Source organism: Sulfitobacter sp. 1A13496 (assembly GCF_043557225.1).
Classification (GTDB): domain Bacteria; phylum Pseudomonadota; class Alphaproteobacteria; order Rhodobacterales; family Rhodobacteraceae; genus Sulfitobacter; species Sulfitobacter faviae.
This window is the reverse complement of sequence record NZ_JBIFFP010000001.1, coordinates 182,522-204,552: the sequence shown is the minus strand read 5'-3', so window position 1 is coordinate 204,552 and position 22,031 is coordinate 182,522. Positions and strand designations below refer to the sequence as shown.

The following is a 22,031-nucleotide window of genomic DNA, read 5'->3' as shown; positions in this document are numbered from 1 at the left end:
TGCCCGCCCTCACTTTTTGAAAGGCCGCCCCATGACCCGCATTATCTCTGCTCTGCCCGACGTATCCGATCAATATGACGCGCTTTTCGTCGATCTTTGGGGCTGCGTGCATGATGGGCGCAAAGCGCTGCCCGCGGCGGTGGCGGCCTTGCAGGCCTATCGCAAGACCGGCGGCAAGGTCGTCTTGGTCACCAACTCCCCCCGCCCCCGTGATGGCGTGGAGAAACAGTTGCAGCAATTTGGCGTGCCGCAAGACGCATGGGACAGCATCGCAACCTCCGGCGATTCCGCGCGGTCGGCGATGTTCCGGGGGGCCGTGGGCAAAAAGGTCTGGTTCATCGGCCACCCCGGAGAGCGCAAGTTTTTCGAGCCGCTGACCATCCTGAAAGACCCGGTCGAGATCGAGACCGTCCCGCTGGCGCAGGCCGAGGGCATCGTCTGCACCGGCCCCGTCGATGCCATGGCTGACCCGGAAGTCATGCGCCCCGAGTTTGAGCAGGCCATCGCCCGCGGGCTGAAGCTGCTCTGCGCCAACCCCGATATCGTGGTCGACCGGGGCGAGGTGCGCGAATGGTGCGCCGGGGCGCTGGCTGCGCTCTATACGGAAATGGGGGGCGAAAGCCTCTATTTCGGCAAGCCCCACGCCCCGATCTATGACCTCGCCCGCCGCCGTCTTGCCGCGCTTGAGGTCGACATCCCCGACAACCGCATCCTCGCCATCGGCGACGGCATCCTGACGGATGTCAAAGGCGCGATGGACGAAGGGATCGATTCGCTCTTCATCACCGGGGGGCTGGCCGCCGCGGAAACCGCCACGACCGAGCAGCCAGACGAAGCCAAACTCCGCGCCTATCTCGACCGCGAAGCATCAGCCCCGACCTATGCCATCGGATTCCTGCGCTAACCCAGAAAGAGCTTGATTTTCTGCAGTTGCGAAGTAATAAAGTTGCAACCGGACGCGCGCTAGCGCCACTTTGTTACCAAGGAGCCGTCATGTTGGACAATATGCTACGCGGGACGATCTGCATCGAAGATATCGAAATCGGCATGTCGCGCCATCTGCGCAAGGTCGTGACCGACATGGATATCGAACTTTTCGCGCAGGTCTCGACCGACCGCAACCCGGTGCATCTGGATGACGACTATGCCCGCGAAACGATATTCGAGGGGCGCATCGCCCATGGGATGCTGACCGCCGGGCTGATCTCGGCGGTGATCGGGGAACAGCTGCCCGGTCATGGCACGATCTACCTTGGGCAATCGCTCAAATTCCTCGGCCCCGTGCGCCCCGGCGATATGGTGCTGGCCGAAGTCACCGTGACCGACATGGACATCGCCAAACGCCGCGTAAAATTGGACTGTCGCTGTACGGTCGACGGCAAACCCGTGCTGGCCGGAGAGGCCACGGTGCTCGCGCCCTCGGCCAAGCTAGACTGAGCGGGCGGTTTTCGCCGCCTGTGCATCTTGCTCTTGCCCCGCTGCACGGCTAGGCAAGGCGCATGCGGATCATCCGAGACTATCAATTCGTCGACCTGCCAGATCGCGGTGCCACCGCCGCGATCGGTAATTTTGATGGCGTCCACCTTGGCCACCGGTCGGTGATCGAACTGGCGCAGCAGGCGGCCCCCGACGCGCCCCTCGGCGTCGTCACCTTTGAGCCGCATCCCCGCGAATATTTCGCCCCCGACGCCCCGCCCTTTCGCCTGATGGGCCGCGAGGCCCGCGCGCATCGGCTGGAAAAGATCGGCGTCAAACGGCTCTATGAACTGGCCTTCAACAGCACTCTGGCGGGCCTCTCGCCCGAGGCTTTTGCCCGCGACGTGCTGCATGAAGGGCTGGGGCTGGCCCATGTGGTCGTCGGCGCTGACTTCTGCTTTGGCAAGGGCCGCGAAGGCACGGCCGAAGATCTGGTCCGCTTCGGCGCGCAATATGGCTTTGGCGTCACCATCGCCCCGCTGATGTCGCGGGACGAGCTGACCGTGTCGTCGACCGCCATCCGCGAGGCACTGACCCGCGGCGCGCCGCGTGAGGCCGCCGCCATGCTGGGCCATTGGCACCGCATTGATGGGCCGGTGATCTCGGGCGAGCAGCGTGGCCGCGAATTGGGCTTTCCCACCGCGAATATGTCCATCGACGGTCTGCATCCGCCCGCCTTTGGCGTCTATGCCGTGCTGGTTGACGTGCTGGAGGGGCCGCATAAGGGCAGCTACCACGGGGCGGCCAGCATCGGCACCCGTCCGATGTTCGGTGAGAACAAGGCCAATATCGAGACCTATGTCTTTGACTTCAAAGGCGACCTTTATGGCGCGCCGCTCTCGGTCGGGTTGGTCGAACATCTGCGCGGCGAAGAGAAATTTGACAGCCTCGATGCGCTGATCACCCAGATGGGGCAGGACTGCGACCGCGCCCGGACCATTCTGGCGGCGTTATGAGCGATCCGATCCGCCGCAAGGGCCTGACCCCGAAGTTCTGGGAGAAGAAACCCCTGACGGAGATGTCCCAGACCGAATGGGAAGCGCTCTGCGACGGTTGCGGCAAATGCTGCCTCAACAAGCTCGAAGACGAAGACAGCGGCGAAGTGGCCCTGACCCGCGTCGCCTGTCGCCTGCTCGACGACAGCAGCTGCCGCTGCGTGCATTACGAGAACCGGCATGAATTCGTGCCCGATTGCATCGTGCTGCGCCCCGACAACCTTGATACCCACGCCTATTGGATGCCCCAGACCTGCGCTTACCGCCTGCTTTGGGAGGGCAAGCCCCTGCCCGAGTGGCACCCGCTCAAGACCGGCACGCCGGACAGCGTGCATGACGCCGGGGTCAGCGTGCAATTTGATACCGTGTCCGAATTTGATACCCCGTTCGAAGAATGGGAAGACCATATTATCGAGGAGCCCACCTGATGTTTTTCGCCTCTGACAACGCCGGCCCCGTCCACCCCAAGGTGATGGAGCGCGTGATCGCCGCCAATACGGACTACGCGATGCCCTACGGCAAAGACCCGATCATGGACGAGGTTCGCGATCAGATCAGGCAGCAGTTCGAGGCACCGGTGGCCGAGGTCTACCTCGTCGCCACCGGCACCGCGGCCAATGCGCTGGCACTGGCCTGCTACACCCAGCCGTGGCAGACGATCTTCTGCTCCAAGGTCGCGCATATCGAAGAGGATGAGTGCAACGCGCCCGAATTCTACGCCGGGGCGGCCAAGCTGACGCTGGTGGAGACCGAAGACAAGATGACCCCCGAGGCCCTGCGCCGCGCCATCGTCGCGCGGGTGGCGGGCGATGTGCACACGCCGCAACGCGGTCCGGTGTCGATCACGCAAGTCACGGAACGCGGCGGGGTGCACAGCCTTGAAGAATTGCGCGCGCTGACCGCAGTGGCCAAGGAATACGACCTGCCCGTCCATATGGACGGCGCGCGTTTTGCCAATGCGCTGGTGGCCTTGGGCTGCACCCCGGCTGAGATGACGTGGAAGTCGGGCGTCGATGTGGTGAGCTTTGGCGGCACCAAGAACGGCTGCATGGGTGTCGAAGCCGTGGTCTTCTTCGACCCCAAGAAGGCGTGGGAGTTCGAATTGCGCCGCAAGCGCGGGGCGCATCTCTTCTCCAAACATCGGTATCTCTCAGCCCAGATGGCGGGCTACCTTGCAGATGGCACATGGTTGGAAACAGCCAAGGTGGCCAACGCCAATGCCGCCCATCTTGCCCAAGGGCTGCGCGCGGCGGGGGCGGAATTCCTTCATGAGCCTGCGGCGAACATGATCTTCGCCCGCTTCCCCCGCGCCATTCACCGCAAGCTGCATGAAGCTGTTGCGCGCTATTATCTGTGGGACGGAACGCTGGACGGTGATGATGACGAGATGGTCGCGGCGCGTATGGTCTGCGACTGGTCGATCAGCCGTGAACAGATCGACCAGTTCCTGAGCCACTTCTAAACGTTCACGCCAGCGGCACGTCCTTCAGGAAATCACGGATCGCTTCGGCGACCTCGGCGGCATGGGTAATGGGCACCATATGCCCTGCCCCCTCGACCGAGACGCGCCGCGCGTCCGGCAAGCGGCGCATCAGCGACGCGTTGATCGCATGGGCCGCTTTGGGAGAGGCGCTGCCCTCGACCAAAAGCGCGGGCATTGACGCGCGGTCGAACATGCCCGGCGCCAGCAACCCTGCGCTATCCTCGCCCAAAAAGGGCGAAGAGGCGGGGATGAAGCCGATGCGATCGACCATATAGGCGCGGGTCGGCTCGGGGATTTCATCCCATTTCGTGCCATCGCCCCAAACGCGGTTGAAGAGCCGCGCGGCGGTTTCCGCGTCGCCTTCGGCCAAAGCTGCCTCGAAGGCCGCGTTCTGTTCGTTGTATTCGGCCATCGCCTCGGGATCATCCTGTTTGGCGGCGGCGAAATAGACCGGCTCGATCAGCGTGATACTGCGGACCAACTCAGGATGCTCGATCGCCAGACGCATCGCCACCGTAGCGCCGAACGAATGTCCGATCAGGTCCATCGGCGCTTCAAGCAGGCTCAGCGCCATCTCGGTCGCCACATCGTGGATATTGCCCTGTCCGTCCCAATCGCCCGAGCGCCCGTGCATCGGCAGATCGAAGGCGCGCAGGGTCAGCTCATCCGACAGGGCCGCGCCAACGCCCCGCCACGCGCCGGAATGCGCCAGCGAGCAATGGATCGCCAAAGCCGGGCGCGGGCCGTGACCAAACCGACGCGCGTTAATCTCTGGAATCACAGCTTGCCCCCGAGGTGCAGATCGAGGTCTTCCAAACGGTCCTGCCCCCAAAACTTCTGATCCCCGACGATATAGAACGGCGCGCCAAAGACACCCTGCGCCACAGCCTCTTCAAGGTTCGCGGCATAGGTCTCGGCGCCTTGTAGCAACCCGCTGTCGGCCAGCGCGGGATCGAACCCCGCCTCGCTCAGACAGGCGCGGACTACATCGTCATGGCCGATGTCCTTTTCCTCGGCCCAGACAGCGCGGGTGATGGCATGGGTCAGCTTGCCCAAATCGCCCCCGCCCGCATTCTGCGCCGCAATCACCGCATAGGCCGCGGGCGCGCCATTCGTCGGCCAATGCGCGGGCTTGAGGTTGAAGGGCAGGCCCAGCTTGCGCGCCTGCCGCGGCAGGTCTTGGGCGCGGTATTCATTTCGGCTGGGATGACGCTCTGCCGGGGGCAGCCCGCCGGTGCGCGGGAACGCTGCCACGATGTCGAAAGGTTTGTAAACGATCTCGGCCCCGTGCTTTTCGGCAATCGGCTCAAGCCGATTCCCGGCGAGGTAGCAATAGGGTGACAGCGTCGCGAAAAAATAGTCGATCCGGGCCATTTGGCTCTCCTTCGGGGGCGGTGCAGCTTTGCCCGACCGTAAGCGCATGCTAAGCGGTGTCAACGTCACGAATCTGCAACCTACCGCTGCCCCGGAGCCCCTATGCCACGCACTTCAGAACCTAAACTGATCTCAGGCAATGCCAATATGCCGCTTGCCAAGGCCATCGCGCGGCGCATGTCGCTGCACCGCGGAGTCAATGTCGGCCTTGTCGATGCGCGGGTCGAACGGTTCAACGACGGCGAGATTTTCGTCGAGGTTTATGAGAACGTGCGCGGCGAGGATATGTTCATCATCCAGCCCACGTCGAACCCCGCGAACGACAACCTGATGGAACTGATGATCATGGCCGATGCGCTGCGCCGGTCCTCGGCCGCGCGGGTCACTGCGGTGCTGCCCTATTTCGGCTACGCCCGTCAGGACCGCCGCACCAAGGCGCGCACGCCGATCACCGCCAAGATGGTGGCCAACATGCTGACCGGCAGCGGGATCGAGCGGATCCTGACCATGGACCTGCACGCCGCGCAGATCCAAGGTTTCTTCGACATTCCGGTCGACAACCTCTACGCCTCCCCGATCTTTGCGCTGGATATCAAGGACGCTTTCAAAGACCGTATGGATGAGCTAATGGTCGTCAGCCCCGACGTCGGCGGTGTGGCCCGCGCGCGCGAACTAGCCAAGCGGATCAACTCCCCCCTGTCGATCGTCGACAAACGCCGCGAGAAAGCAGGCGAAGTGGCCGAGATGACCGTGATCGGCGATGTGAAGGGCAAGACCTGCTTGATCGTGGACGACATCTGCGACACCGCAGGCACGCTCTGCAAAGCCGCCGAAGTGCTGTTGGAGAACGGCGCCAAGGAGGTACACTCCTACATCACCCACGGCGTCATGTCCGGCCCGGCGGTCGAACGTGTGACCAATTCGGTCATGAAATCGCTTGTTATCACCGACAGCATCGCGCCGACCCCCGCGGTCAAGAAAGCGCCGAACATCCGCATCGTGCCCACCGCGCCGATGTTCGCCCAAGCGATCCTGAACATCTGGAACGGCACCTCCGTCTCCTCGCTGTTCGAGGCGGAAACGCTGGGCCCGATCTATGACGGGATGTACGCCGCGAGCTAAGCCTTGTGCGGTGATCTAGGGTTGGCCCCAGCGGGCCGCCCACCCCTGCTAGGCCCCTCTCCCAGCATGACGGGCCTAGCCGATGACCCAGTCATCCTCTTCCCCCAGTGACCCAATCGCCGTCCACGCCAGCCGCGCCCGTGCCACGCGGGTGTCGCCCCATGTGCGGAACACCATGTCAAAGCCCGCCTCGGTCACCGCCTCGGCGCAGATATCGGCACGGGTGACGGTGCTGCCGTCGATGTCCCAAAGCGACATCGTGACCTGAACATGCGGCGGCTCTCGGAAAGGTTCGGAAAAATTGATCCGGCGGCGGCGTTCACGCTGGCCATGGCCCGTCCACATCGAACCGCCGTCTTCGAACTCTGAAAACAGCATGACATCGCCGTTGTCCACGCCGATGGTATGGCTGCGCAGTCGTTTCATATCCCTAGCCTGCCCGCTTTTTTTTGATCACAGCACAATGATGCCGCAGCAGCGAGAGGCAGAAAAGCAAAAAGCCCCGCCGAAGCGGGGCTTTTCACGAATTTTCAACGCATTACAGGTTGGGCTGCTTGCTCGACAACCCGATGTGATCACCAACGGCAACCATATCGGAGAGCAGCTTGGCTGCGTCATCCACGGGACCGGGCTCATTCTCCCAGTTGTCCTTGGCGCGGGTGTAGACGGCATGCGCCTCTGCCACCATGCTGTCCATCTGCTCCTGCGTCATGTCGGCACGCGCCACGGCACGTTCGGCCAGCACAGACACGCCGCCCTGACCGCCGATTTCGGCGAAGCCGCCGGTCACGACATATTCGGTCGTGCCCTCCGGCCCTTCCACGCGCAGAAGGCCCGGACGCAGGGTGGTGATGGTGGGCGCATGATCGGCCATGGCCGTCATGTCACCCTCGGTGCCCGGAATCTGCACGGCCGTCACCTGCATCGATGCCAGCCGCCGTTCCGGCGAAACGAGGTCGAATTGCATTGTGTCTGCCATTGTCAGCGCTCCTTAAGCGGCGTCTGCCGCCATTTTCTCGGCTTTCGCCTTCACTTCGTCGATGCCGCCAACCATGTAGAAGGCACCTTCGGGCAGGTGGTCATACTCACCGGCAACCACGGCCTTGAAGGACGCGATGGTTTCTTCCAGCGGCACCTGAACGCCGTCGGACCCGGTGAAGACTTTCGCCACGTCGAAGGGCTGGCTGAGGAAACGCTCGATCTTACGGGCGCGGGCCACGGTCAGCTTGTCCTCTTCGCTCAACTCGTCCATGCCGAGAATGGCGATGATGTCCTGAAGCGATTTGTAGCGCTGCAACACCTGCTGCACGTCTGTCGCCACCTTGTAGTGCTCGTCGCCGATGATCAGCGGGTCAAGCAGACGCGAGGTGGAGCCGAGCGGGTCAACCGCCGGGTAGATGCCCTTTTCCGAGATCGAACGGTCAAGAACCGTTGTCGCGTCGAGGTGCGCAAAGGAGGTGGCCGGCGCGGGGTCGGTAAGGTCGTCCGCGGGAACGTAGACGGCCTGAACCGAGGTGATCGAGCCGTTCTTGGTCGAAGCAATACGCTCCTGCATGACGCCCATGTCGGTCGCCAGTGTCGGCTGGTAGCCCACAGCAGAAGGAATGCGGCCAAGAAGGGCGGACACTTCGGAACCGGCCTGCGTGAAGCGGAAGATGTTGTCGACGAAGAACAGAACGTCGGAACCGGATTCGTCGCGGAACTGCTCGGCCAGTGTCAGGCCGGTCAGGGCGATCCGCATACGCGCACCCGGAGGCTCGTTCATCTGGCCGTAGACCAGCGCAATTTTCGAATCCACGAGGTTGTCGGGAACGATAACGCCGGATTCGATCATCTCGTGGTAGAGGTCGTTGCCCTCACGGGTCCGCTCACCCACGCCCGCGAACACGGAAAGACCCGAGTGCACTTTGGCGATGTTGTTGATCAGTTCCATGATGAGAACGGTCTTGCCCACGCCGGCACCGCCGAAGAGGCCAATTTTACCACCCTTGGTGTAGGGGGCCAGCAGGTCGATGACCTTGATGCCGGTGACGAGGATCTCGGTCTCGGTCGACTGGGCCGAGAACTCGGGCGCTTCGCCGTGAATGGCGCGGGAGTTGTCCGCGTTGACCGGGCCCTGCTCGTCCACGGCTTCGCCGGTGACGTTCATGATGCGGCCCAGGGTCGCGTTGCCGACGGGCACGCGGATCTGGTCGCCTGTGTCTGTCACCGCTTGACCGCGCACCAGACCTTCGGTCGCGTCCATCGCAATGGCACGCACGGTGTTTTCGCCAAGGTGCTGCGCCACTTCGAGAACCAGCGTCTTGCCTTGGTTCTCGGTGTGGAGCGCGTTGAGAATCTCGGGCAGGTCGCCCTCGAATTGAACGTCAACGACAGCGCCGATGACCTGTGTAATTTTACCGACAGCTTTTGCCATGTCGTGTCTCCGATTTGCTTACAGCGCTTCCGCGCCGGAAATGATTTCGATCAGCTCGTTGGTGATGACAGCCTGACGCGAGCGGTTGTACTCGATGGTCAGCTTGTCGATCATCTCACCCGCGTTGCGTGTGGCGTTGTCCATCGCCGACATCCGGGCACCCTGTTCGGATGCACCGTTCTCCAGCAGAGCCGAGAAGATCGCCGTGGCGACCCCGCGCGGCAGAAGGTCGGCCAAGACCGCCTCTTCGCTGGGTTCATAGTCGAACAATGTGGACGCTGCGCTGTCGTCGCCTTTTTCGCCGTCGAATTTGGCGGGGATGATCTGCTGCGCCGTCGGCGTCTGCATGACCACGTTGACGAACTTCGCATAGAAGATCGTCGCCACGTCGAATTCGCCCGCGTCAAAGCGGTTCAGCACGTCCTGCGCGATGTTCTGCGCGTCGCCGTAGCCGATCTTTTTGACTTCGCTGAGGTCAACATGGCCCACCAAATGATCGCCCAGATCGCGGCGCAGCGCGTCGCGGCCTTTCTTACCAACGGTGAGGATTTTCACCTCTTTGCCCTGGGCCAGCAGATCGCGCGCATGGGCCTTGGCCTTCTTCGCGATGTTGCTGTTGAAGCCGCCGCACAGCCCGCGTTCGGCGGTCATGACCACCAGCAGATGCACCTTGTCTTCACCCGTGCCGCTGAGCAACTTGGGCGCGCTGTCGGAACCGCCAACGCTGGCCGCGAGCCCTGCCATCACGGCATTGAACCGCTCAGAATAGGGACGCGAAGCCTCGGCAGCCTCCTGCGCGCGGCGAAGTTTCGCCGCGGCAACCATTTGCATGGCCTTGGTGATCTTGCGGGTCGATTTGACCGACGAGATCCTGTTCTTCAGGTCCTTGAGATTTGGCATTGCCTTATCTCCCGTTTAAGCGAAGTCGGCGGCGAAACCGTCGATGGCGGCTTTGATCTTCTCTTCCAACTCGCCTTTGACCTTGCGGTCGTTGTTGGTGATGTCCTTGAGAAGGTCGTCGTGCTTGCTGCGCAGATGCGCCAGCAGACCCGCTTCGAAGCGGCCAACGTCCGTGATGTCCACCTTGTCGAGATAGCCGTGGGTACCGGCGTAGATCACGCAGACGATTTCGGAGTTGGTCAGCGGCGCGTACTGGGGCTGCTTCATCAGCTCGGTCAGACGCGCACCACGGTTCAGCAGCTGCTGGGTCGCGGCGTCGAGGTCGGAGCCGAACTGGGCGAAGGCCGCCATTTCGCGGTACTGGGCCAGCGACAGTTTCACCGGACCGGCCACCGAGGACATCGCCTTGGTCTGGGCCGAGGAGCCAACGCGGGACACCGACAGACCGGTGTTCACGGCGGGACGGATGCCCTGGTAGAACAATTCGGTCTCAAGGAAAATCTGGCCGTCGGTGATCGAGATCACGTTGGTCGGAATAAACGCGGACACGTCGCCACCTTGGGTCTCAATGATCGGCAGCGCGGTCAGAGAGCCGTTGCCAGCTTCATCACCCAGCTTCGCGGAGCGCTCAAGCAGGCGGGAGTGGAGGTAGAAAACGTCGCCCGGGTAAGCTTCGCGGCCCGGCGGGCGGCGCAGCAGCAGGGACATCTGACGGTAGGACACGGCCTGCTTGGAGAGGTCATCGTAGATGATCAGCGCGTGGCGGCCGTTGTCGCGGAAATGCTCGGCCATCGCGGTGGCGGCATAGGGTGCGAGGAACTGCATCGGCGCGGGCTCGGAAGCAGTCGCGGCCACGACGATGGAGTAGTCGATGGCGCCGGTCTCTTCGAGCTTTTTCACCAGCTGCGCCACGGTCGAGCGCTTCTGGCCGATTGCGACGTAGACGCAGTACATCTTCTTGCTCTCGTCGTCGCCAGCGGCTTCGTTGACCTGAGCTTGGTTCAGCATCGCGTCGAGCGCGACGGCGGTCTTGCCGGTCTGACGGTCGCCGATAATCAGCTCACGCTGGCCACGGCCGATCGGGATCATCGCGTCAACGGACTTGAGGCCGGTTGCCATGGGCTCGTGCACGGACTTCCGCGGGATGATGCCCGGTGCCTTCACGTCGGCGATGCCGCGCTTGGTGGCGCCGATGGGGCCTTTGCCGTCGATGGGGTTGCCCAGACCGTCAACAACGCGGCCCAGCAGTTCGTCACCGATTGGCACGTCCACGATGGAGTTGGTGCGCTTGACGGTGTCGCCTTCGGTAATGTCGCGGTCGGAGCCGAAGATAACGACACCCACGTTGTCGGCTTCGAGGTTCAGGGCCATGCCCTGAATGCCGCCGGGGAATTCGACCATTTCACCGGCCTGAACGTTGTCCAGACCATAGACGCGGGCGATACCGTCACCGACGGAGAGAACGCGACCCACTTCGGCCACTTCGGTTTCCTGACCGAAATCCTTGATCTGGTCCTTCAGGATCGCAGAAATCTCTGCTGCTTGGATACCCATTTATCCGACCTCTTTCATTACATTCTGGAGGGAATTGAGCTTGGAGCGGATCGAGGTGTCGATCATCTTCGAGCCCACTTTGACGACAAGACCGCCGATGAGGCTTTCATCAACGGTCGCATGAAGTGATACTTTTTTGCCGGTGGAAGCGGTCAGCGATTTCGCCAGCTTGTCCGACTGTGTCTTCGTCAGTGCCTTGGCCGTGGTGACCTCGGCAGTGATTTCGCCTTTGGCTTCGGCAATGGTCTCGCGCAGCGCTTTGACCAGCGCGGGCAGCGCGAACAGGCGGCGCTTTTGCGCCATCAGTTGCAGCGTGTTCGCCATGGTCTTGGTCAGGCCCATCTTTTCGGCCAGCACCTTGATCGCCTGTTCCTGCTCTTCGCGGGTATAGAGCGGCGAAGTGGTCAGGCGGCGAAAATCGTCGCTGTCGTTCAATGCCGCTTCAAGCGCTGTAAGATCGCCCTCGATGGCATCGACCTGATTGGCCTCGCGGGCCAGATCGTACACGGCTGTCGCATAACGTTCCGCGATACCGGTGGAAATGGAAGCAGGTTCGGACACGTCCATCCTCTCGTTCAATAAGCGCCGGATATGCGAAGATGTCGCGTCACCAGCAGTTGGCGCGGCTTGAAGTTACCCAAGACGTCTAAATCAGGGGCGATGTAGCAGACAGGTTCACGCCCGGCAACACAGTATAGGCAGGTAATGTCGCGGCGTGCTGCAATATTGCAAGGGCTGCGGCCTATCGCGGCTCTTTGCCGCAGAAAAATGCTACCCCACTCACCGCTGGAGCGGGCCCACGAATCCAGTCCCCTCGCCCGCTGCATGCGCTAAGTCTACAAGGCGCTGAGGCGTTTAGACCGGTTTGGCCTGCGGCTCTGCCATCCCCTCCAACACCCCGATGGCACGCCTCGCGGTGCTGCGTTGCGGGCGGCCTCGCGGCGGGTAAACCAGTTTCGTGGCCTCCACCAAGATCGCGCCGCCGCCCATCATCGTCGGCATCTGACGTCCGATTTTTTCGAACAAAGGCGCCGATTTCATCCAGATTCGCTGCTGCGACGGGAACTGGTAAAGCGCGCCGAGGTGCCGTTCGGGCAGGAACTGATGTTTGCGCAACTGCGTCTCTAACTGCCCCGGCGAATAGGGCCGCCCATAGCCGAAAGGCGTGCGGTCCCGCCGCGCCCACATGCCCGCGCGGCTTGGCACGATAAACAGCGCCTTGCCCCCCGGCCCCAGCACACGCCAGCATTCGTCGAGCAGTTCACTGGGCCGTTCGGAGGTTTCGAGCCCGTGCATCAGCACCAGCTTATCCACCGCCCCCGTCTCGACCGGCCAAAGCGTCTCTTCCGTCAGGACCGAGGTGTTGGGCATCCCCGCCGGCCAAGGCATCACCCCCTGCGGGCCGGGCATCAAGACCATCACCCGCCGCGCATCCGCCAGATAGGGGCGCAGCAGGGGTGCAGCAAAGCCAAAGCCGACGACGGTCTGGCCCTTCGCTTCGGGCCAAAGCTCCAATAACCGCCCGCGCAAGGATTTCTGCGCCGCACGTCCCAACGCGCTGCGATAATAGAAATTGCGCAGATCCTGTACATCAAGATGCATTGCAGCCCGCCTTGGTGAGTGTCACTCTTACCGGACCATAACAACACAGCGAGGTAAGACGCCATGGCCTTTGATCTGGTCACGATTCCCTGTCTGTCGGACAACTACGCTTTTCTGCTGCGTGACCATGACAGCGGCGCGGTGGCGCTGATTGACGTGCCCGAGGCTGCGCCGATCATGGCAGAGCTTGACCGCCGCGGCTGGACGCTGAGCCAAGTCTGGCTGACCCACCACCACCCCGACCACGTTCAAGGTCTTGCCGAACTGCTCACCCGTTTCCCCGCCGAGGTGATCGGCGCCAAGGATGATGCCCACCGCCTGCCCCCGCTCGACCGCGCGGTGGCCGAGGGTGACAGCATTGAGCTGGGCGCGCTTGCGGCCCAAGTGCTCGACGTATCTGGCCACACCGTCGGCCATATCGCCTTTCATGTGCCCCAAGCCAAGGCGGCCTTTACCGCAGACAGCCTGATGGCGCTTGGCTGCGGCCGCCTGTTCGAGGGCACGCCCGCGCAGATGTGGGAAAGCCTGCAAAAGCTGGCCGCCCTGCCCTCTGACACGACGATCTGCTCGGGCCACGAATATACCGCCGCCAACGCAAAATTCGCCCTGACCGTTGATCCGGACAATGCCGCCCTTATATCAAGGGCCAAGGACATCGACAGCGCCCGCGCCAAAGGGCAGCCGACCGTCCCCTCGTCGCTTTCACTGGAACTAGAAACCAATCCCTTTCTGCGCCCCGCCGACCCGGCCATCCGCGCGACCTTGGGGATGCCAGACGCCACCGACACGGAAGTGTTCACCGAAATCCGCAGGCGAAAAGACCAGTTCTGAGCGCCTGCAATCATGGCTCAAAGTCCTCGCTCACGGCAAATGTGACCGATTCGGACCAGAATCTTCTTGAAGATGGGCGATGATCAACCAAACTCTAATACTATGAGGCCATGGTCGGACCGGGGCCTGAGACATCTCAGCACCTCACCGACCCCGATCGAAAAGGAGCACGCCCGTGCCTTCATTCTCGACTACACTTGAGCAGGCAATCCACGCGGCCCTCGCGCTGGCCAATGCCCGCCGCCACGAATTCGCAACGCTTGAACATCTGTTGCTGGCCTTGCTCGATGAACCCGATGCCGTGCAGGTCATGAAAGCCTGTTCCGTCGATGTCTCCGACCTGCGCGATACGCTGGTGGAATTCGTCGACGATGATCTCAGCAATCTGATCACCGACATCGACGGTTCCGAAGCGGTGCCGACGGCGGCTTTCCAGCGCGTAATCCAACGCGCCGCAATCCATGTGCAATCCTCGGGTCGGACCGAGGTGACGGGCGCCAACGTGCTGGTCGCCATCTTTGCCGAGCGTGAGAGCAACGCCGCCTATTTCCTGCAAGAGCAGGACATGACCCGCTATGACGCGGTGAACTTCATCGCCCATGGTGTCGCCAAAGACCCGGCCTATGGTGAATCCCGCCCCGTCACAGGCGCGCCCGAGACCGAGGAAGAGGCCCAAGGCGTCACCGATGGCGACAAGAAGGAATCCGCGCTGGCGAAATACTGCGTGGACCTCAACGCCAAATCCCGCGAAGGCGACATCGACCCGCTGATCGGCCGCGAGGGCGAGGTTGAGCGCTGCATTCAAGTGCTCTGCCGCCGCCGCAAGAACAACCCGCTGCTGGTGGGTGATCCGGGCGTGGGCAAGACCGCCATCGCCGAAGGTCTGGCGCGCAAGATCGTCGCCGGTGAAACGCCTGAGGTGCTGGCTAATACCACGATCTACTCGCTCGACATGGGCGCGCTCTTGGCCGGCACCCGCTACCGCGGTGACTTCGAGGAGCGGCTCAAGGCCGTGGTGACCGAGCTTGAGGATCACAAGGACGCGGTGCTTTTCATCGACGAGATCCACACTGTGATCGGTGCCGGTGCCACTTCGGGCGGCGCAATGGATGCCTCCAACCTGCTGAAGCCCGCACTTCAGGGCGGCAAACTGCGCACCATGGGCTCCACCACCTACAAGGAGTTCCGCCAGCACTTCGAGAAGGACCGCGCGCTGAGCCGCCGGTTCCAAAAGATCGACGTGAGCGAGCCTTCGGTCGAAGACGCCACCAAGATCCTCAAGGGGCTGAAACCCTATTTCGAGGAGCATCACAGCGTCAAATACACCTCCGACGCGATCAAGACCTCCGTGGAACTGGCGCATCGCTACATCAACGACCGCAAGCTGCCGGACAGCGCGATTGACGTGATCGACGAAGCCGGTGCCGCCCAGCACCTCGTCGCCGCTTCCAAGCGCCGCAAGACCATCGGCACCAAGGAGGTCGAGGCCGTGGTGGCCAAGATCGCCCGCATCCCGCCGAAGAATGTCTCCAAAGACGATGTGGTGGTGCTGAAGGATCTGGAAAGCTCTCTCAAACGGGTGGTCTTCGGGCAGGATGACGCCATCGTGGCGCTGTCTTCGGCGATTAAACTGTCCCGTGCGGGCCTGCGCGAGCCGGACAAGCCCATCGGCAACTACCTCTTCGCTGGCCCCACTGGCGTGGGTAAAACCGAGGTGGCCAAGCAATTGGCCGACACCCTTGGCGTGGAACTGCTGCGTTTCGACATGTCGGAATATATGGAGAAACACGCGGTCAGCCGTCTGATCGGCGCGCCTCCGGGCTATGTCGGCTTTGACCAAGGCGGCATGCTCACCGATGGCGTGGACCAGCATCCGCATTGCGTGCTGCTGCTCGACGAGATGGAGAAGGCGCACCCGGACGTCTACAACATCCTGTTGCAGGTGATGGACCACGGCAAACTGACCGATCACAATGGCCGCACGGTGGATTTCCGCAATGTGGTGCTGATCATGACCTCCAACGCGGGCGCCTCCGAACAGGCCAAAGCGGCTGTGGGCTTTGGCCGCGACCGCCGCGAGGGCGAGGATACCGCCGCGATCGAGCGGACCTTCACGCCGGAGTTCCGCAATCGTCTGGACGCCGTGATCTCCTTCGCGCCGCTGCCGAAGTCGGTGATCCTGCGGGTGGTCGAGAAGTTCGTGCTGCAACTCGAAGCGCAGCTGATGGACCGCAACGTGACCATCGAGCTCTCCAAGAAGGCCGCCGAATGGCTTGCCGACAAGGGCTATGACGACAAGATGGGCGCGCGTCCCTTGGGCCGTGTGATCCAAGAGCACATCAAGAAGCCGCTGGCCGAGGAGTTGCTCTTTGGCAAGCTGGCCAAAGGCGGTGTCGTCAAGGTTGGCGTCAAAGATGATGAGTTGACGCTCAAAGTCTTGGGCAGCGAAAGCAAGCGTCTTTCCGGTGATCGCCCCCCGCTGCTCACCGCGGAATGATCTATCGGGCCGCACTGGCCCTGATCCTCTCCTCCGCCAGCCCTGCGCTGGCGGAGGATTTGCAATTGGCCTTCCCGCTGGATTGCACCCTTGGGCAGGACTGCCACATCCAACAATATATGGACCGCGACCCGAGCGGCGGCGCAGAGGACTACCGCTGTTCCGGCCTAACCTATGACGGCCACAAGGGCACGGATTTCGCCCTGCCCGACCGCGCGGCGATGGCCGCGGGCGTGACCGTGCGCGCGGCGGCGGCGGGGGTAGTCAAAGGACTGCGGGACGGGATGCCAGATGGCGCACCGCTCTCGGAGGTCCAAGGGCGCGAATGCGGCAATGGCGTGGTGATCGACCTCGGCCAGGGATGGGAGACGCAATACTGCCACCTGAAACACGGCTCGCTCCGCGTGCAGGAAGGGCAGGAGGTGGCGGTTGGCGACGCTTTCGGGCTCGTTGGCCAGTCCGGCAAAGCTGCCTTTCCGCATCTGCACCTGTCGCTGCGCCATCACGGCCAGCCCGTCGATCCATTCGCCCCCGAAGGCCATAGTTGTGACGTCGAACTGCGCAAAACCCTCTGGCAAGACACCCCGCCCTACCGCCCCGGCGGGCTGATTGCGCTTGGCTTTGCCGACCGCGTGCCCAGCTATGATGAGATCAAGGCGGGCGAAGCCCATCGCGACAGCCTGCCCAAAGAGGCCCCTGCCTTGGTCATCTATGGCTACAGCTATGGCACGCAAAAGGATGACGTGATGCGCCTCAGCCTCGCCGGGCCAAAAGGCACGGTCATCGAAAGGGATGTGGTGATGGAGAAGCCGCAGGCGCAAGCCTTTCGGGCCATCGGCAAACGCGCGGCTTCTGCGCCATGGGCCGCCGGGCGCTATACGGGCAGGGTCACCCTGCTGCGCGAGGGCCGTGTGATCGACGAAAAGACCGGCGTTCTGACCCTGCGATAGGCCGGGGCTGCCTGCCTACTTCTCGGTAAACTTCAACTCGATCCGCCTGTTCTGCGCCCGCGCAGCCTCGGTATTGCCCTCGGCCACGGGCTGATACTGGCCAAAGCCATTGGCGGCCAAACGATCCGGCGCAATGCCGAGGAAATTGACCATATATTTGACCACCGACAGCGCCCGCGCTTGGCTGAGTTCCCAGTTGTCCGCAAACTCCCCAAAGCCGGAAAGCGGCACATTGTCGGTATGACCATCGACGCGGATCACCCAATCGATCTCGGGCGGGATGTCATCCACAACGCTGCGCAGAATGCCCGCCACCTTGGCAATCTCACCCTGCCCGTCTTGGCTCAGCACCGCACTGCCCGGCGCGAAAAGCACCTCGGAGGAGAAGACAAAACGGTCGCCTTCGATCCGCACACCCTCCTGGTTGCCCAGCAGATCACGCAACCGCCCAAAGAATTCTGAGCGGTACTGGGCAAGGTTCTTGCTCTCTTCCTCAAGCCGCTTGCGCTCTGCCGCCTCCAATTCGGCGCGGCGGCGTTCCTCCGCCGCGACCCGCGCCAACGCGGTGTTCAACTCGGAGCCAAGCGATTGCAATTCCACCGATTTCGCCGCATCCCGCGCCACGGCGTCATCGAGCAACGCCTGTAGGTTGCCCAGTTGCGCGCGCAGTTCCGCGACCTGTTGGTTCAGCAACTCGGTCTGCCGCTGCGCCGCGGCGCTCACGGCTTTCTCCTCGGCCAGCGTCTCTTCGGCCTGCGCCAAAAGGGCAGCACGGCGTTCGGCGGCAGTGGTCTTATCCTCGGCCAAAGTCTCCGCCGCGAGTTTTGCCGCCAGCGCCTGCGCCAAACGTTCGCGCAGATCCGACTGCGTGCCGCTCAGCGCCTCTCCCTCTTCCTCTAGGCGCTGCACACGGGCCAGCGCCTCGGCCAGACGGGCGTTCAACGTCTGCTCGGTCGCCTCGGCCTGCGCCAACCGCGCGCGCAGGTCCTCTTCGGTGCCTTCCGCGGCTTCCAACTCTTCGGTGAGCGCGGCGCGCTCGGCCTCCAGCCCCGCGCCGCTCTCCTCCAGCCGCTCCATCCGCAGCAGCGCAGCGGCAAGCTCACTGTCGAGATCGCTGCGCGCCGCGCGAGCGGCGGCCAAAAGGGTCAGCGTCTCTTCGGCCTTCTTGCGCTGCGCCTCAAGCGAAAGGGTCATGGCCGTCAATTCCGCATCCGCATCCTCCAGCCGGTCGCGCAGGGCCTGCGCCGCTGCGGCTTCGGCCAGACGGGCGGCTTCCTCGGCGCTGAGCGCCTCTTCGGCCTCCGCCACCTCGGCATTGAGGGCGGCGACTTCGGCCTCGGCTTCGGCGTTTTGCGCCCGCAGATCGGCCACCAGCGCATCCAACGCCTCGCGTTTCGCGGCGGCAAGCCGGGCCGTTTCCGCCTGCGCGTCGATCTCGGCCCGCGCGGTGCTAAGCGCGAGGTTCAGCGCCTCTTGCTCATCCAACAGCGCGGCTTCGCGGTCTTCCAAGTCACCGATGCGCGCCTGATCTTCGGCCTGCGACGCCAAGAGCGCGGCCACCCGCGCCTCAAACCCGGTGATCTCGGCCTCCGCCGCCTGCAAGGCAGCCGCTTGCGCGTCGCGTTCAGAAGTCAGCCCGGCGATCACCGCCTCTTGCCGCGACACCTCATCACGCGCGTCGTTCAGTGAGGCATTCAACGCGCCGAGCCGCGCCTCCAACCGCGCGGTGGTGCGTTCCTCGACGCCAAGCGCTTGGGCAAGGGCCGCGACCTCTCCGGCAAGTTCGTTAAGCTCGCTTTCCTGCCCGCTGATCCGCTCGGTCAGGACGAATTGCACCACCATGAAGATGGTCAGTACAAACATCAGAACTAGCAAAAGCCCGGTCATCGCATCGACGAACCCCGGCCAGATGGAGCCCTGAAACCGTGCGCCTGTCCGCCGGGAAAGTGCCATTACTGGTCCCCGCCACCGGAGGTATCGCCCGCCCGCAGGCGGCGGGCTTCAGGGGCGCGTTGCCCGGAAAGCGCCTTGGCCAGCAGAGAGATATCCTTGCGCAATTCGGCCATGGTTTCCTGCCGCCCGGCAGAAATCTCTTCCAAGATACGCAGCATCTGCACGTCGATGGAGCGCAGGCGCATCCGGCTTTCCGCGTCGATCCCTTCGCCCGCGACCTGACCTTCGAGCGTGGCGATCAACCGGTCCTGCCCATCTGCCACCCGCTCCAGCGCGCTGTTGGTGGTGGTGTCATGCTCCATCCGCGTGGTCATCCGGTCCACGGCATCAGCCAGCTTGCCCAACTTGTCGTCGACCATGGCGCGGCTGACGTCTGATTGGGTGAACATCTGCTGCATTTCGGCCATCTGTTCGACCATCTGGTCCATCACGCTGGCCATGATGTTCTGGTCGCTCACATCGTCGCCCGAGGTCAGCCCGACCCGCGTGATGGAACTCAGCCAATCTTCCAACTCTTGATAGAAGCGGTTCTGCCCGTGGCCCGCGAAAAGCTCCAACAGCCCCACGACGAGAGAGCCCGCAAGCCCCAGAAGCGAGGAGCCGAAGGCCACGCCCATGCCGCCCAGTTGCGCCTCTAGCCCGGTCATCAGACGACCAAAGACATCGACGCCCGCCTCCCCCTCACCGGGGGCGAGGGAACGGATCGTGTCGACCACCGCCGGAACGGTCGTGGCCAGCCCATAAAACGTCCCCAGAAGGCCGAGGAAAATCAGCATGTTAACTATATAACGCGTAATCTCGCGCACTTCGTCGATACGCGAGGCGACGGAATCGAGGATCGACCGGGTGGAGGTCGTGCTGACCTGCATCCGCGCGCCGCGTTGGCGCAGAAGCGACGCCAAAGGCGCCAGCAATTGCGGCGGTTTGGCATCGGGTTCGGCATTGCCAGCGGCGAAATCCTCGATCCAGCGGACCGAGCCGATAAGCTGCATCACCTGATAGAAACAGGCCAGCACACCGACGATGAAGACAAAGATGATGACCCCATTCAGCCATGGGTTCGCGGCAAAGATCGGCAGCACCCGTGGCAGCGCCAGAAAGACCCCGGCCCCCGTGAGGCCAAGCGCGATCAGCATCAGAGAAATCTGACGCACCGGTTGTGAAAACTGCGGTTTTGCCTTGCGGTCTGGCTGTGCCATGCGGCCTTTCCTGACCCTTTGTTCTGCTCTTGCCGCAGCCTACACTGAAACGGCAAAGAGTTGCCAAGTTTTTATGAGGTCAAAGCCTTCACCCGGTCATGCAACCACTCCAACGCGGGGTCATGCAAGCCCACTTCGGACAGATGCACGGCGGTGTTGATCAAATACTCGGTATTTGGTCCGCGTCCGCCTACGGCGCGGGCAATGATCTGCGCCTGTTCTTCCAAGGGCAGGCCACCGCAATATTGATCATGCGCCGCGTCGATCACATAGGTCACCGCCTCCACGTCGCGGCCATCGGTCAGATGCACGGTGAGGTTTTTCTCGACATAGGCCGAAGAGATCAGCTCACGCTCGCGCAGGTACTCCAGCGTCTGCGCCTCATGCCCCGCAGCCACCCGCATCGCCATGCCTTCGCAGGCCGAGCGGACGGATTCGTCGAGCGCCAGCACCAGCCCCGGCTGTTCGACCGTGCCCCGGTGATGGATCGAGCGCATGCAGAACGATCGGGCATAGCCCGGCAGCGTGGCGATCACGCTTTCCGCTACCTCGAAACCGGGGTTCCACAAGAGGCTGCCATAGCCAAATACCCACATTATCATCCTGCTGGTCCTTTCTGCTGGCCTTCGGTAAACCGCATCTGAAGCACGATTTGAAGGGCTATCGAAATGCGGAAATTGGTTTGGCTGCTGATTGTGCTCGCCGCACTTTGGGGCGCGTGGTGGGCTGCCGCCACGACGCAGATGCAAAGCACCCTGACCCGCCTGCTCGACACCCGCCGCGCGGCGGGTTGGGAGGTGACGCTCAAAGACATCGACAAAGCGGGCTTTCCCCTGTCCTTGCAAAACCGGCTGAGCGGGTTTGCCGTGGCAGACCCGGCCCGCGGTCTGGCATTCGAGGCCCCGCAGCTTGATCTCTCCGCTCCGGTCTGGTGGCCCGGAGATCTCTCCGCCCGCGCGCCCGTTGCGGCGGCCGACCTGCCCGCAGGCGCGCTGCCCCTGACGCTAAAGATGCGCGACTTGCGCGCCGATCTGGAACTGCATCCCGGCACCTCGCTTCAACTGGAGGCGATGGAGCTTCGCAGCACGCATCTTGAGGTCGACGGCCCCGACGGGCTGCTGCTGAAGGCGGAAGAGCCGCGGATGCGGATCGCGCAATCGGGCAGTGCAGCGCGGGATTATGACATCGCGCTGCTGCCCGGCGGCATCACCCCCGGCCCCTTGCTGCGCAAGGTTTTGGGCGATGGCGCGGGCCAGCCCGGCGGGCAGCCGATCCTCTCGGCGCGGATGGCCGTGACCTTTGCCCGCCCGCTGGACCGGCACAGCGCGATGGCAGGCACCCTGCCGCAGATCGACGCGCTGACGGTTGAGAATGTGGACGCCGCTTGGGGCGAGGTGGCTCTGGGCGCCGAGGGGGCGCTCACCTTTGACGCCGCGGGCATTCCCGATGGGGTGCTGAGCCTGCGGGTCACCAATTGGACCAAACTGCTCGACGCAGGCGAACGTGCGGGCTTTCTGCCGCCGTCGATGCGCGGGCAGGTCGACACCATGCTGCGGCTGTTGGAAGCGCGGGGCGGCACGCCGGGCGGATTGGACCTCGACCTGATCTTTACGGATGGTCAGATGATGCTGGCGGGGATCCCGCTTGGCCCCGCACCGCGGTTGGTTCAGCCCTAACGG

22 protein-coding genes are annotated in these 22,031 nt (G+C 63.2%); 10 read left to right on the top strand and 12 right to left on the bottom strand.

The window, feature by feature from the left end:
* Positions 1 to 31 precede the first annotated feature (31 nt).
* The 5 genes from ACGYLX_RS01025 (at position 32) to ACGYLX_RS01005 (ending at position 3,933) form a co-directional block, all read left to right on the top strand.
* Positions 32 to 904, top strand: coding sequence for a TIGR01459 family HAD-type hydrolase (locus ACGYLX_RS01025; protein ID WP_394446856.1), 873 nt, complete (start codon positions 32 to 34; stop codon positions 902 to 904).
* An 89-nt stretch (positions 905 to 993) separates the two neighbouring features.
* Positions 994 to 1,437 (top strand): MaoC family dehydratase, encoded by a 444-nt coding sequence (locus tag ACGYLX_RS01020; protein WP_394446854.1) that lies wholly within the window; start codon positions 994 to 996, stop codon positions 1,435 to 1,437.
* Positions 1,438 to 1,499: 62 nt separating this feature from the next.
* Positions 1,500 to 2,432, top strand: a complete 933-nt coding sequence (locus ACGYLX_RS01015; RefSeq protein ID WP_394446852.1) for a bifunctional riboflavin kinase/FAD synthetase — start codon at positions 1,500 to 1,502, stop codon at positions 2,430 to 2,432.
* Positions 2,429 to 2,899, top strand: coding sequence for a YcgN family cysteine cluster protein (locus ACGYLX_RS01010; RefSeq protein ID WP_394446850.1), 471 nt, complete (start codon positions 2,429 to 2,431; stop codon positions 2,897 to 2,899). The genes ACGYLX_RS01015 and ACGYLX_RS01010 overlap by 4 nt, the downstream gene beginning before the upstream one ends.
* Positions 2,899 to 3,933 (top strand): threonine aldolase family protein, encoded by a 1,035-nt coding sequence (locus tag ACGYLX_RS01005; protein WP_394446848.1) that lies wholly within the window; start codon positions 2,899 to 2,901, stop codon positions 3,931 to 3,933. The genes ACGYLX_RS01010 and ACGYLX_RS01005 overlap by 1 nt, the downstream gene beginning before the upstream one ends.
* Before the next feature lie 4 nt (positions 3,934 to 3,937).
* Here the strand turns inward: ACGYLX_RS01005 and ACGYLX_RS01000 are convergent, their stop codons facing one another.
* Both ACGYLX_RS01000 and ACGYLX_RS00995 read right to left on the bottom strand, forming a co-directional pair.
* Positions 3,938 to 4,735, bottom strand: a complete 798-nt coding sequence (locus tag ACGYLX_RS01000; protein ID WP_394446846.1) for an alpha/beta fold hydrolase — start codon at positions 4,733 to 4,735, stop codon at positions 3,938 to 3,940.
* Positions 4,732 to 5,328, bottom strand: coding sequence for a 2-hydroxychromene-2-carboxylate isomerase (locus ACGYLX_RS00995; RefSeq protein WP_394446844.1), 597 nt, complete (start codon positions 5,326 to 5,328; stop codon positions 4,732 to 4,734). Before ACGYLX_RS00995 ends, ACGYLX_RS01000 begins: the two co-directional genes overlap by 4 nt.
* A gap of 102 nt (positions 5,329 to 5,430) precedes the next feature.
* Between ACGYLX_RS00995 and ACGYLX_RS00990 the strand changes: the two genes are divergently transcribed.
* A complete protein-coding gene (locus tag ACGYLX_RS00990) occupies positions 5,431 to 6,450 on the top strand; it encodes a ribose-phosphate pyrophosphokinase (protein WP_394446842.1) in 1,020 nt (339 codons plus the stop codon).
* Between the two features lie 75 nt (positions 6,451 to 6,525).
* On the opposite strand, the gene ACGYLX_RS00985 is transcribed toward ACGYLX_RS00990, so the two are convergent.
* From ACGYLX_RS00985 to ACGYLX_RS00955, 7 genes are all read right to left on the bottom strand, one after another.
* The gene (locus tag ACGYLX_RS00985) at positions 6,526 to 6,876 is read right to left on the bottom strand and encodes an H-type lectin domain-containing protein (RefSeq protein WP_394446840.1); all 351 of its coding nucleotides are present in this window, start codon (positions 6,874 to 6,876) and stop codon (positions 6,526 to 6,528) included.
* Between the two features lie 112 nt (positions 6,877 to 6,988).
* On the bottom strand, positions 6,989 to 7,429 hold the full coding sequence (locus tag ACGYLX_RS00980; RefSeq protein WP_067262733.1) for a F0F1 ATP synthase subunit epsilon: 441 nt from the start codon (positions 7,427 to 7,429) through the stop codon (positions 6,989 to 6,991).
* Positions 7,430 to 7,441: 12 nt separating this feature from the next.
* Positions 7,442 to 8,866: a F0F1 ATP synthase subunit beta gene (gene atpD / locus ACGYLX_RS00975; RefSeq protein ID WP_394446839.1), complete on the bottom strand. Its 1,425-nt coding sequence runs from the start codon at positions 8,864 to 8,866 to the stop codon at positions 7,442 to 7,444.
* Between the two features lie 18 nt (positions 8,867 to 8,884).
* Entirely contained in the window at positions 8,885 to 9,766 is an 882-nt protein-coding gene (locus tag ACGYLX_RS00970; RefSeq protein ID WP_394446838.1) for a F0F1 ATP synthase subunit gamma, read from the bottom strand.
* A 15-nt stretch (positions 9,767 to 9,781) separates the two neighbouring features.
* Positions 9,782 to 11,320 carry a F0F1 ATP synthase subunit alpha gene (gene atpA / locus ACGYLX_RS00965; RefSeq protein WP_394446836.1) on the bottom strand — a complete coding sequence of 513 codons (1,539 nt, stop codon included), beginning with the start codon at positions 11,318 to 11,320 and terminating at the stop codon, positions 9,782 to 9,784.
* Complete coding sequence (locus ACGYLX_RS00960) at positions 11,321 to 11,881, bottom strand: F0F1 ATP synthase subunit delta (RefSeq protein WP_067262214.1); 561 nt, start codon at positions 11,879 to 11,881, stop codon at positions 11,321 to 11,323.
* Between the two features lie 294 nt (positions 11,882 to 12,175).
* Positions 12,176 to 12,922 (bottom strand): class I SAM-dependent methyltransferase, encoded by a 747-nt coding sequence (locus tag ACGYLX_RS00955; protein ID WP_067262215.1) that lies wholly within the window; start codon positions 12,920 to 12,922, stop codon positions 12,176 to 12,178.
* Positions 12,923 to 12,985: 63 nt separating this feature from the next.
* Here ACGYLX_RS00955 and gloB point away from each other — a divergent pair, with 63 nt between their 5' ends.
* The 3 genes from gloB to ACGYLX_RS00940 all read left to right on the top strand — a co-directional run bounded on the left by gloB (position 12,986) and on the right by ACGYLX_RS00940 (position 17,200).
* On the top strand, positions 12,986 to 13,753 hold the full coding sequence (gloB, locus tag ACGYLX_RS00950; protein ID WP_394446834.1) for a hydroxyacylglutathione hydrolase: 768 nt from the start codon (positions 12,986 to 12,988) through the stop codon (positions 13,751 to 13,753).
* Between the two features lie 175 nt (positions 13,754 to 13,928).
* Entirely contained in the window at positions 13,929 to 16,250 is a 2,322-nt protein-coding gene (clpA, locus tag ACGYLX_RS00945; RefSeq protein WP_067262217.1) for an ATP-dependent Clp protease ATP-binding subunit ClpA, read from the top strand.
* Positions 16,247 to 17,200: a M23 family metallopeptidase gene (locus ACGYLX_RS00940; RefSeq protein ID WP_394432455.1), complete on the top strand. Its 954-nt coding sequence runs from the start codon at positions 16,247 to 16,249 to the stop codon at positions 17,198 to 17,200. Before clpA ends, ACGYLX_RS00940 begins: the two co-directional genes overlap by 4 nt.
* Positions 17,201 to 17,215: 15 nt before the next feature.
* On the opposite strand, the gene ACGYLX_RS00935 is transcribed toward ACGYLX_RS00940, so the two are convergent.
* From ACGYLX_RS00935 to ACGYLX_RS00925, 3 genes are all read right to left on the bottom strand, one after another.
* Positions 17,216 to 19,153 carry a peptidoglycan -binding protein gene (locus tag ACGYLX_RS00935; protein WP_394446832.1) on the bottom strand — a complete coding sequence of 646 codons (1,938 nt, stop codon included), beginning with the start codon at positions 19,151 to 19,153 and terminating at the stop codon, positions 17,216 to 17,218.
* Positions 19,153 to 20,352, bottom strand: a complete 1,200-nt coding sequence (locus tag ACGYLX_RS00930) for a biopolymer transporter ExbB (RefSeq protein ID WP_394446830.1) — start codon at positions 20,350 to 20,352, stop codon at positions 19,153 to 19,155. The genes ACGYLX_RS00935 and ACGYLX_RS00930 overlap by 1 nt, the downstream gene beginning before the upstream one ends.
* Before the next feature lie 71 nt (positions 20,353 to 20,423).
* On the bottom strand, positions 20,424 to 20,954 hold the full coding sequence (locus ACGYLX_RS00925) for a gamma-glutamylcyclotransferase (protein WP_394446828.1): 531 nt from the start codon (positions 20,952 to 20,954) through the stop codon (positions 20,424 to 20,426).
* A gap of 66 nt (positions 20,955 to 21,020) precedes the next feature.
* On the opposite strand from ACGYLX_RS00925, the gene ACGYLX_RS00920 reads away from it, so the two are divergent.
* A complete protein-coding gene (locus tag ACGYLX_RS00920) occupies positions 21,021 to 22,028 on the top strand; it encodes a DUF2125 domain-containing protein (RefSeq protein ID WP_394446826.1) in 1,008 nt (335 codons plus the stop codon).
* Positions 22,029 to 22,031: the final 3 nt, after the last annotated feature.

What these genes read in the sequence shown, in the direction of transcription:
- ACGYLX_RS01025 (WP_394446856.1), top strand. Translation starts at nt 32, where the DNA reads ATGACCCGCATTATCTCTGCTCTGCCCGACGTATCCGATCAATATGAC.
- ACGYLX_RS01020 (WP_394446854.1), top strand. Translation starts at nt 994, where the DNA reads ATGTTGGACAATATGCTACGCGGGACGATCTGCATCGAAGATATCGAA.
- ACGYLX_RS01015 (WP_394446852.1), top strand. Translation starts at nt 1,500, where the DNA reads ATGCGGATCATCCGAGACTATCAATTCGTCGACCTGCCAGATCGCGGT.
- ACGYLX_RS01010 (WP_394446850.1), top strand. Translation starts at nt 2,429, where the DNA reads ATGAGCGATCCGATCCGCCGCAAGGGCCTGACCCCGAAGTTCTGGGAG.
- ACGYLX_RS01005 (WP_394446848.1), top strand. Translation starts at nt 2,899, where the DNA reads ATGTTTTTCGCCTCTGACAACGCCGGCCCCGTCCACCCCAAGGTGATG.
- ACGYLX_RS00995 (WP_394446844.1), bottom strand. Translation starts at nt 5,328, where the DNA reads ATGGCCCGGATCGACTATTTTTTCGCGACGCTGTCACCCTATTGCTAC.
- ACGYLX_RS00990 (WP_394446842.1), top strand. Translation starts at nt 5,431, where the DNA reads ATGCCACGCACTTCAGAACCTAAACTGATCTCAGGCAATGCCAATATG.
- ACGYLX_RS00985 (WP_394446840.1), bottom strand. Translation starts at nt 6,876, where the DNA reads ATGAAACGACTGCGCAGCCATACCATCGGCGTGGACAACGGCGATGTC.
- ACGYLX_RS00980 (WP_067262733.1), bottom strand. Translation starts at nt 7,429, where the DNA reads ATGGCAGACACAATGCAATTCGACCTCGTTTCGCCGGAACGGCGGCTG.
- atpD (WP_394446839.1), bottom strand. Translation starts at nt 8,866, where the DNA reads ATGGCAAAAGCTGTCGGTAAAATTACACAGGTCATCGGCGCTGTCGTT.
- ACGYLX_RS00970 (WP_394446838.1), bottom strand. Translation starts at nt 9,766, where the DNA reads ATGCCAAATCTCAAGGACCTGAAGAACAGGATCTCGTCGGTCAAATCG.
- atpA (WP_394446836.1), bottom strand. Translation starts at nt 11,320, where the DNA reads ATGGGTATCCAAGCAGCAGAGATTTCTGCGATCCTGAAGGACCAGATC.
- ACGYLX_RS00955 (WP_067262215.1), bottom strand. Translation starts at nt 12,922, where the DNA reads ATGCATCTTGATGTACAGGATCTGCGCAATTTCTATTATCGCAGCGCG.
- gloB (WP_394446834.1), top strand. Translation starts at nt 12,986, where the DNA reads ATGGCCTTTGATCTGGTCACGATTCCCTGTCTGTCGGACAACTACGCT.
- ACGYLX_RS00940 (WP_394432455.1), top strand. Translation starts at nt 16,247, where the DNA reads ATGATCTATCGGGCCGCACTGGCCCTGATCCTCTCCTCCGCCAGCCCT.
- ACGYLX_RS00935 (WP_394446832.1), bottom strand. Translation starts at nt 19,153, where the DNA reads ATGGCACTTTCCCGGCGGACAGGCGCACGGTTTCAGGGCTCCATCTGG.
- ACGYLX_RS00930 (WP_394446830.1), bottom strand. Translation starts at nt 20,352, where the DNA reads ATGGCACAGCCAGACCGCAAGGCAAAACCGCAGTTTTCACAACCGGTG.
- ACGYLX_RS00925 (WP_394446828.1), bottom strand. Translation starts at nt 20,954, where the DNA reads ATGATAATGTGGGTATTTGGCTATGGCAGCCTCTTGTGGAACCCCGGT.
- ACGYLX_RS00920 (WP_394446826.1), top strand. Translation starts at nt 21,021, where the DNA reads ATGCGGAAATTGGTTTGGCTGCTGATTGTGCTCGCCGCACTTTGGGGC.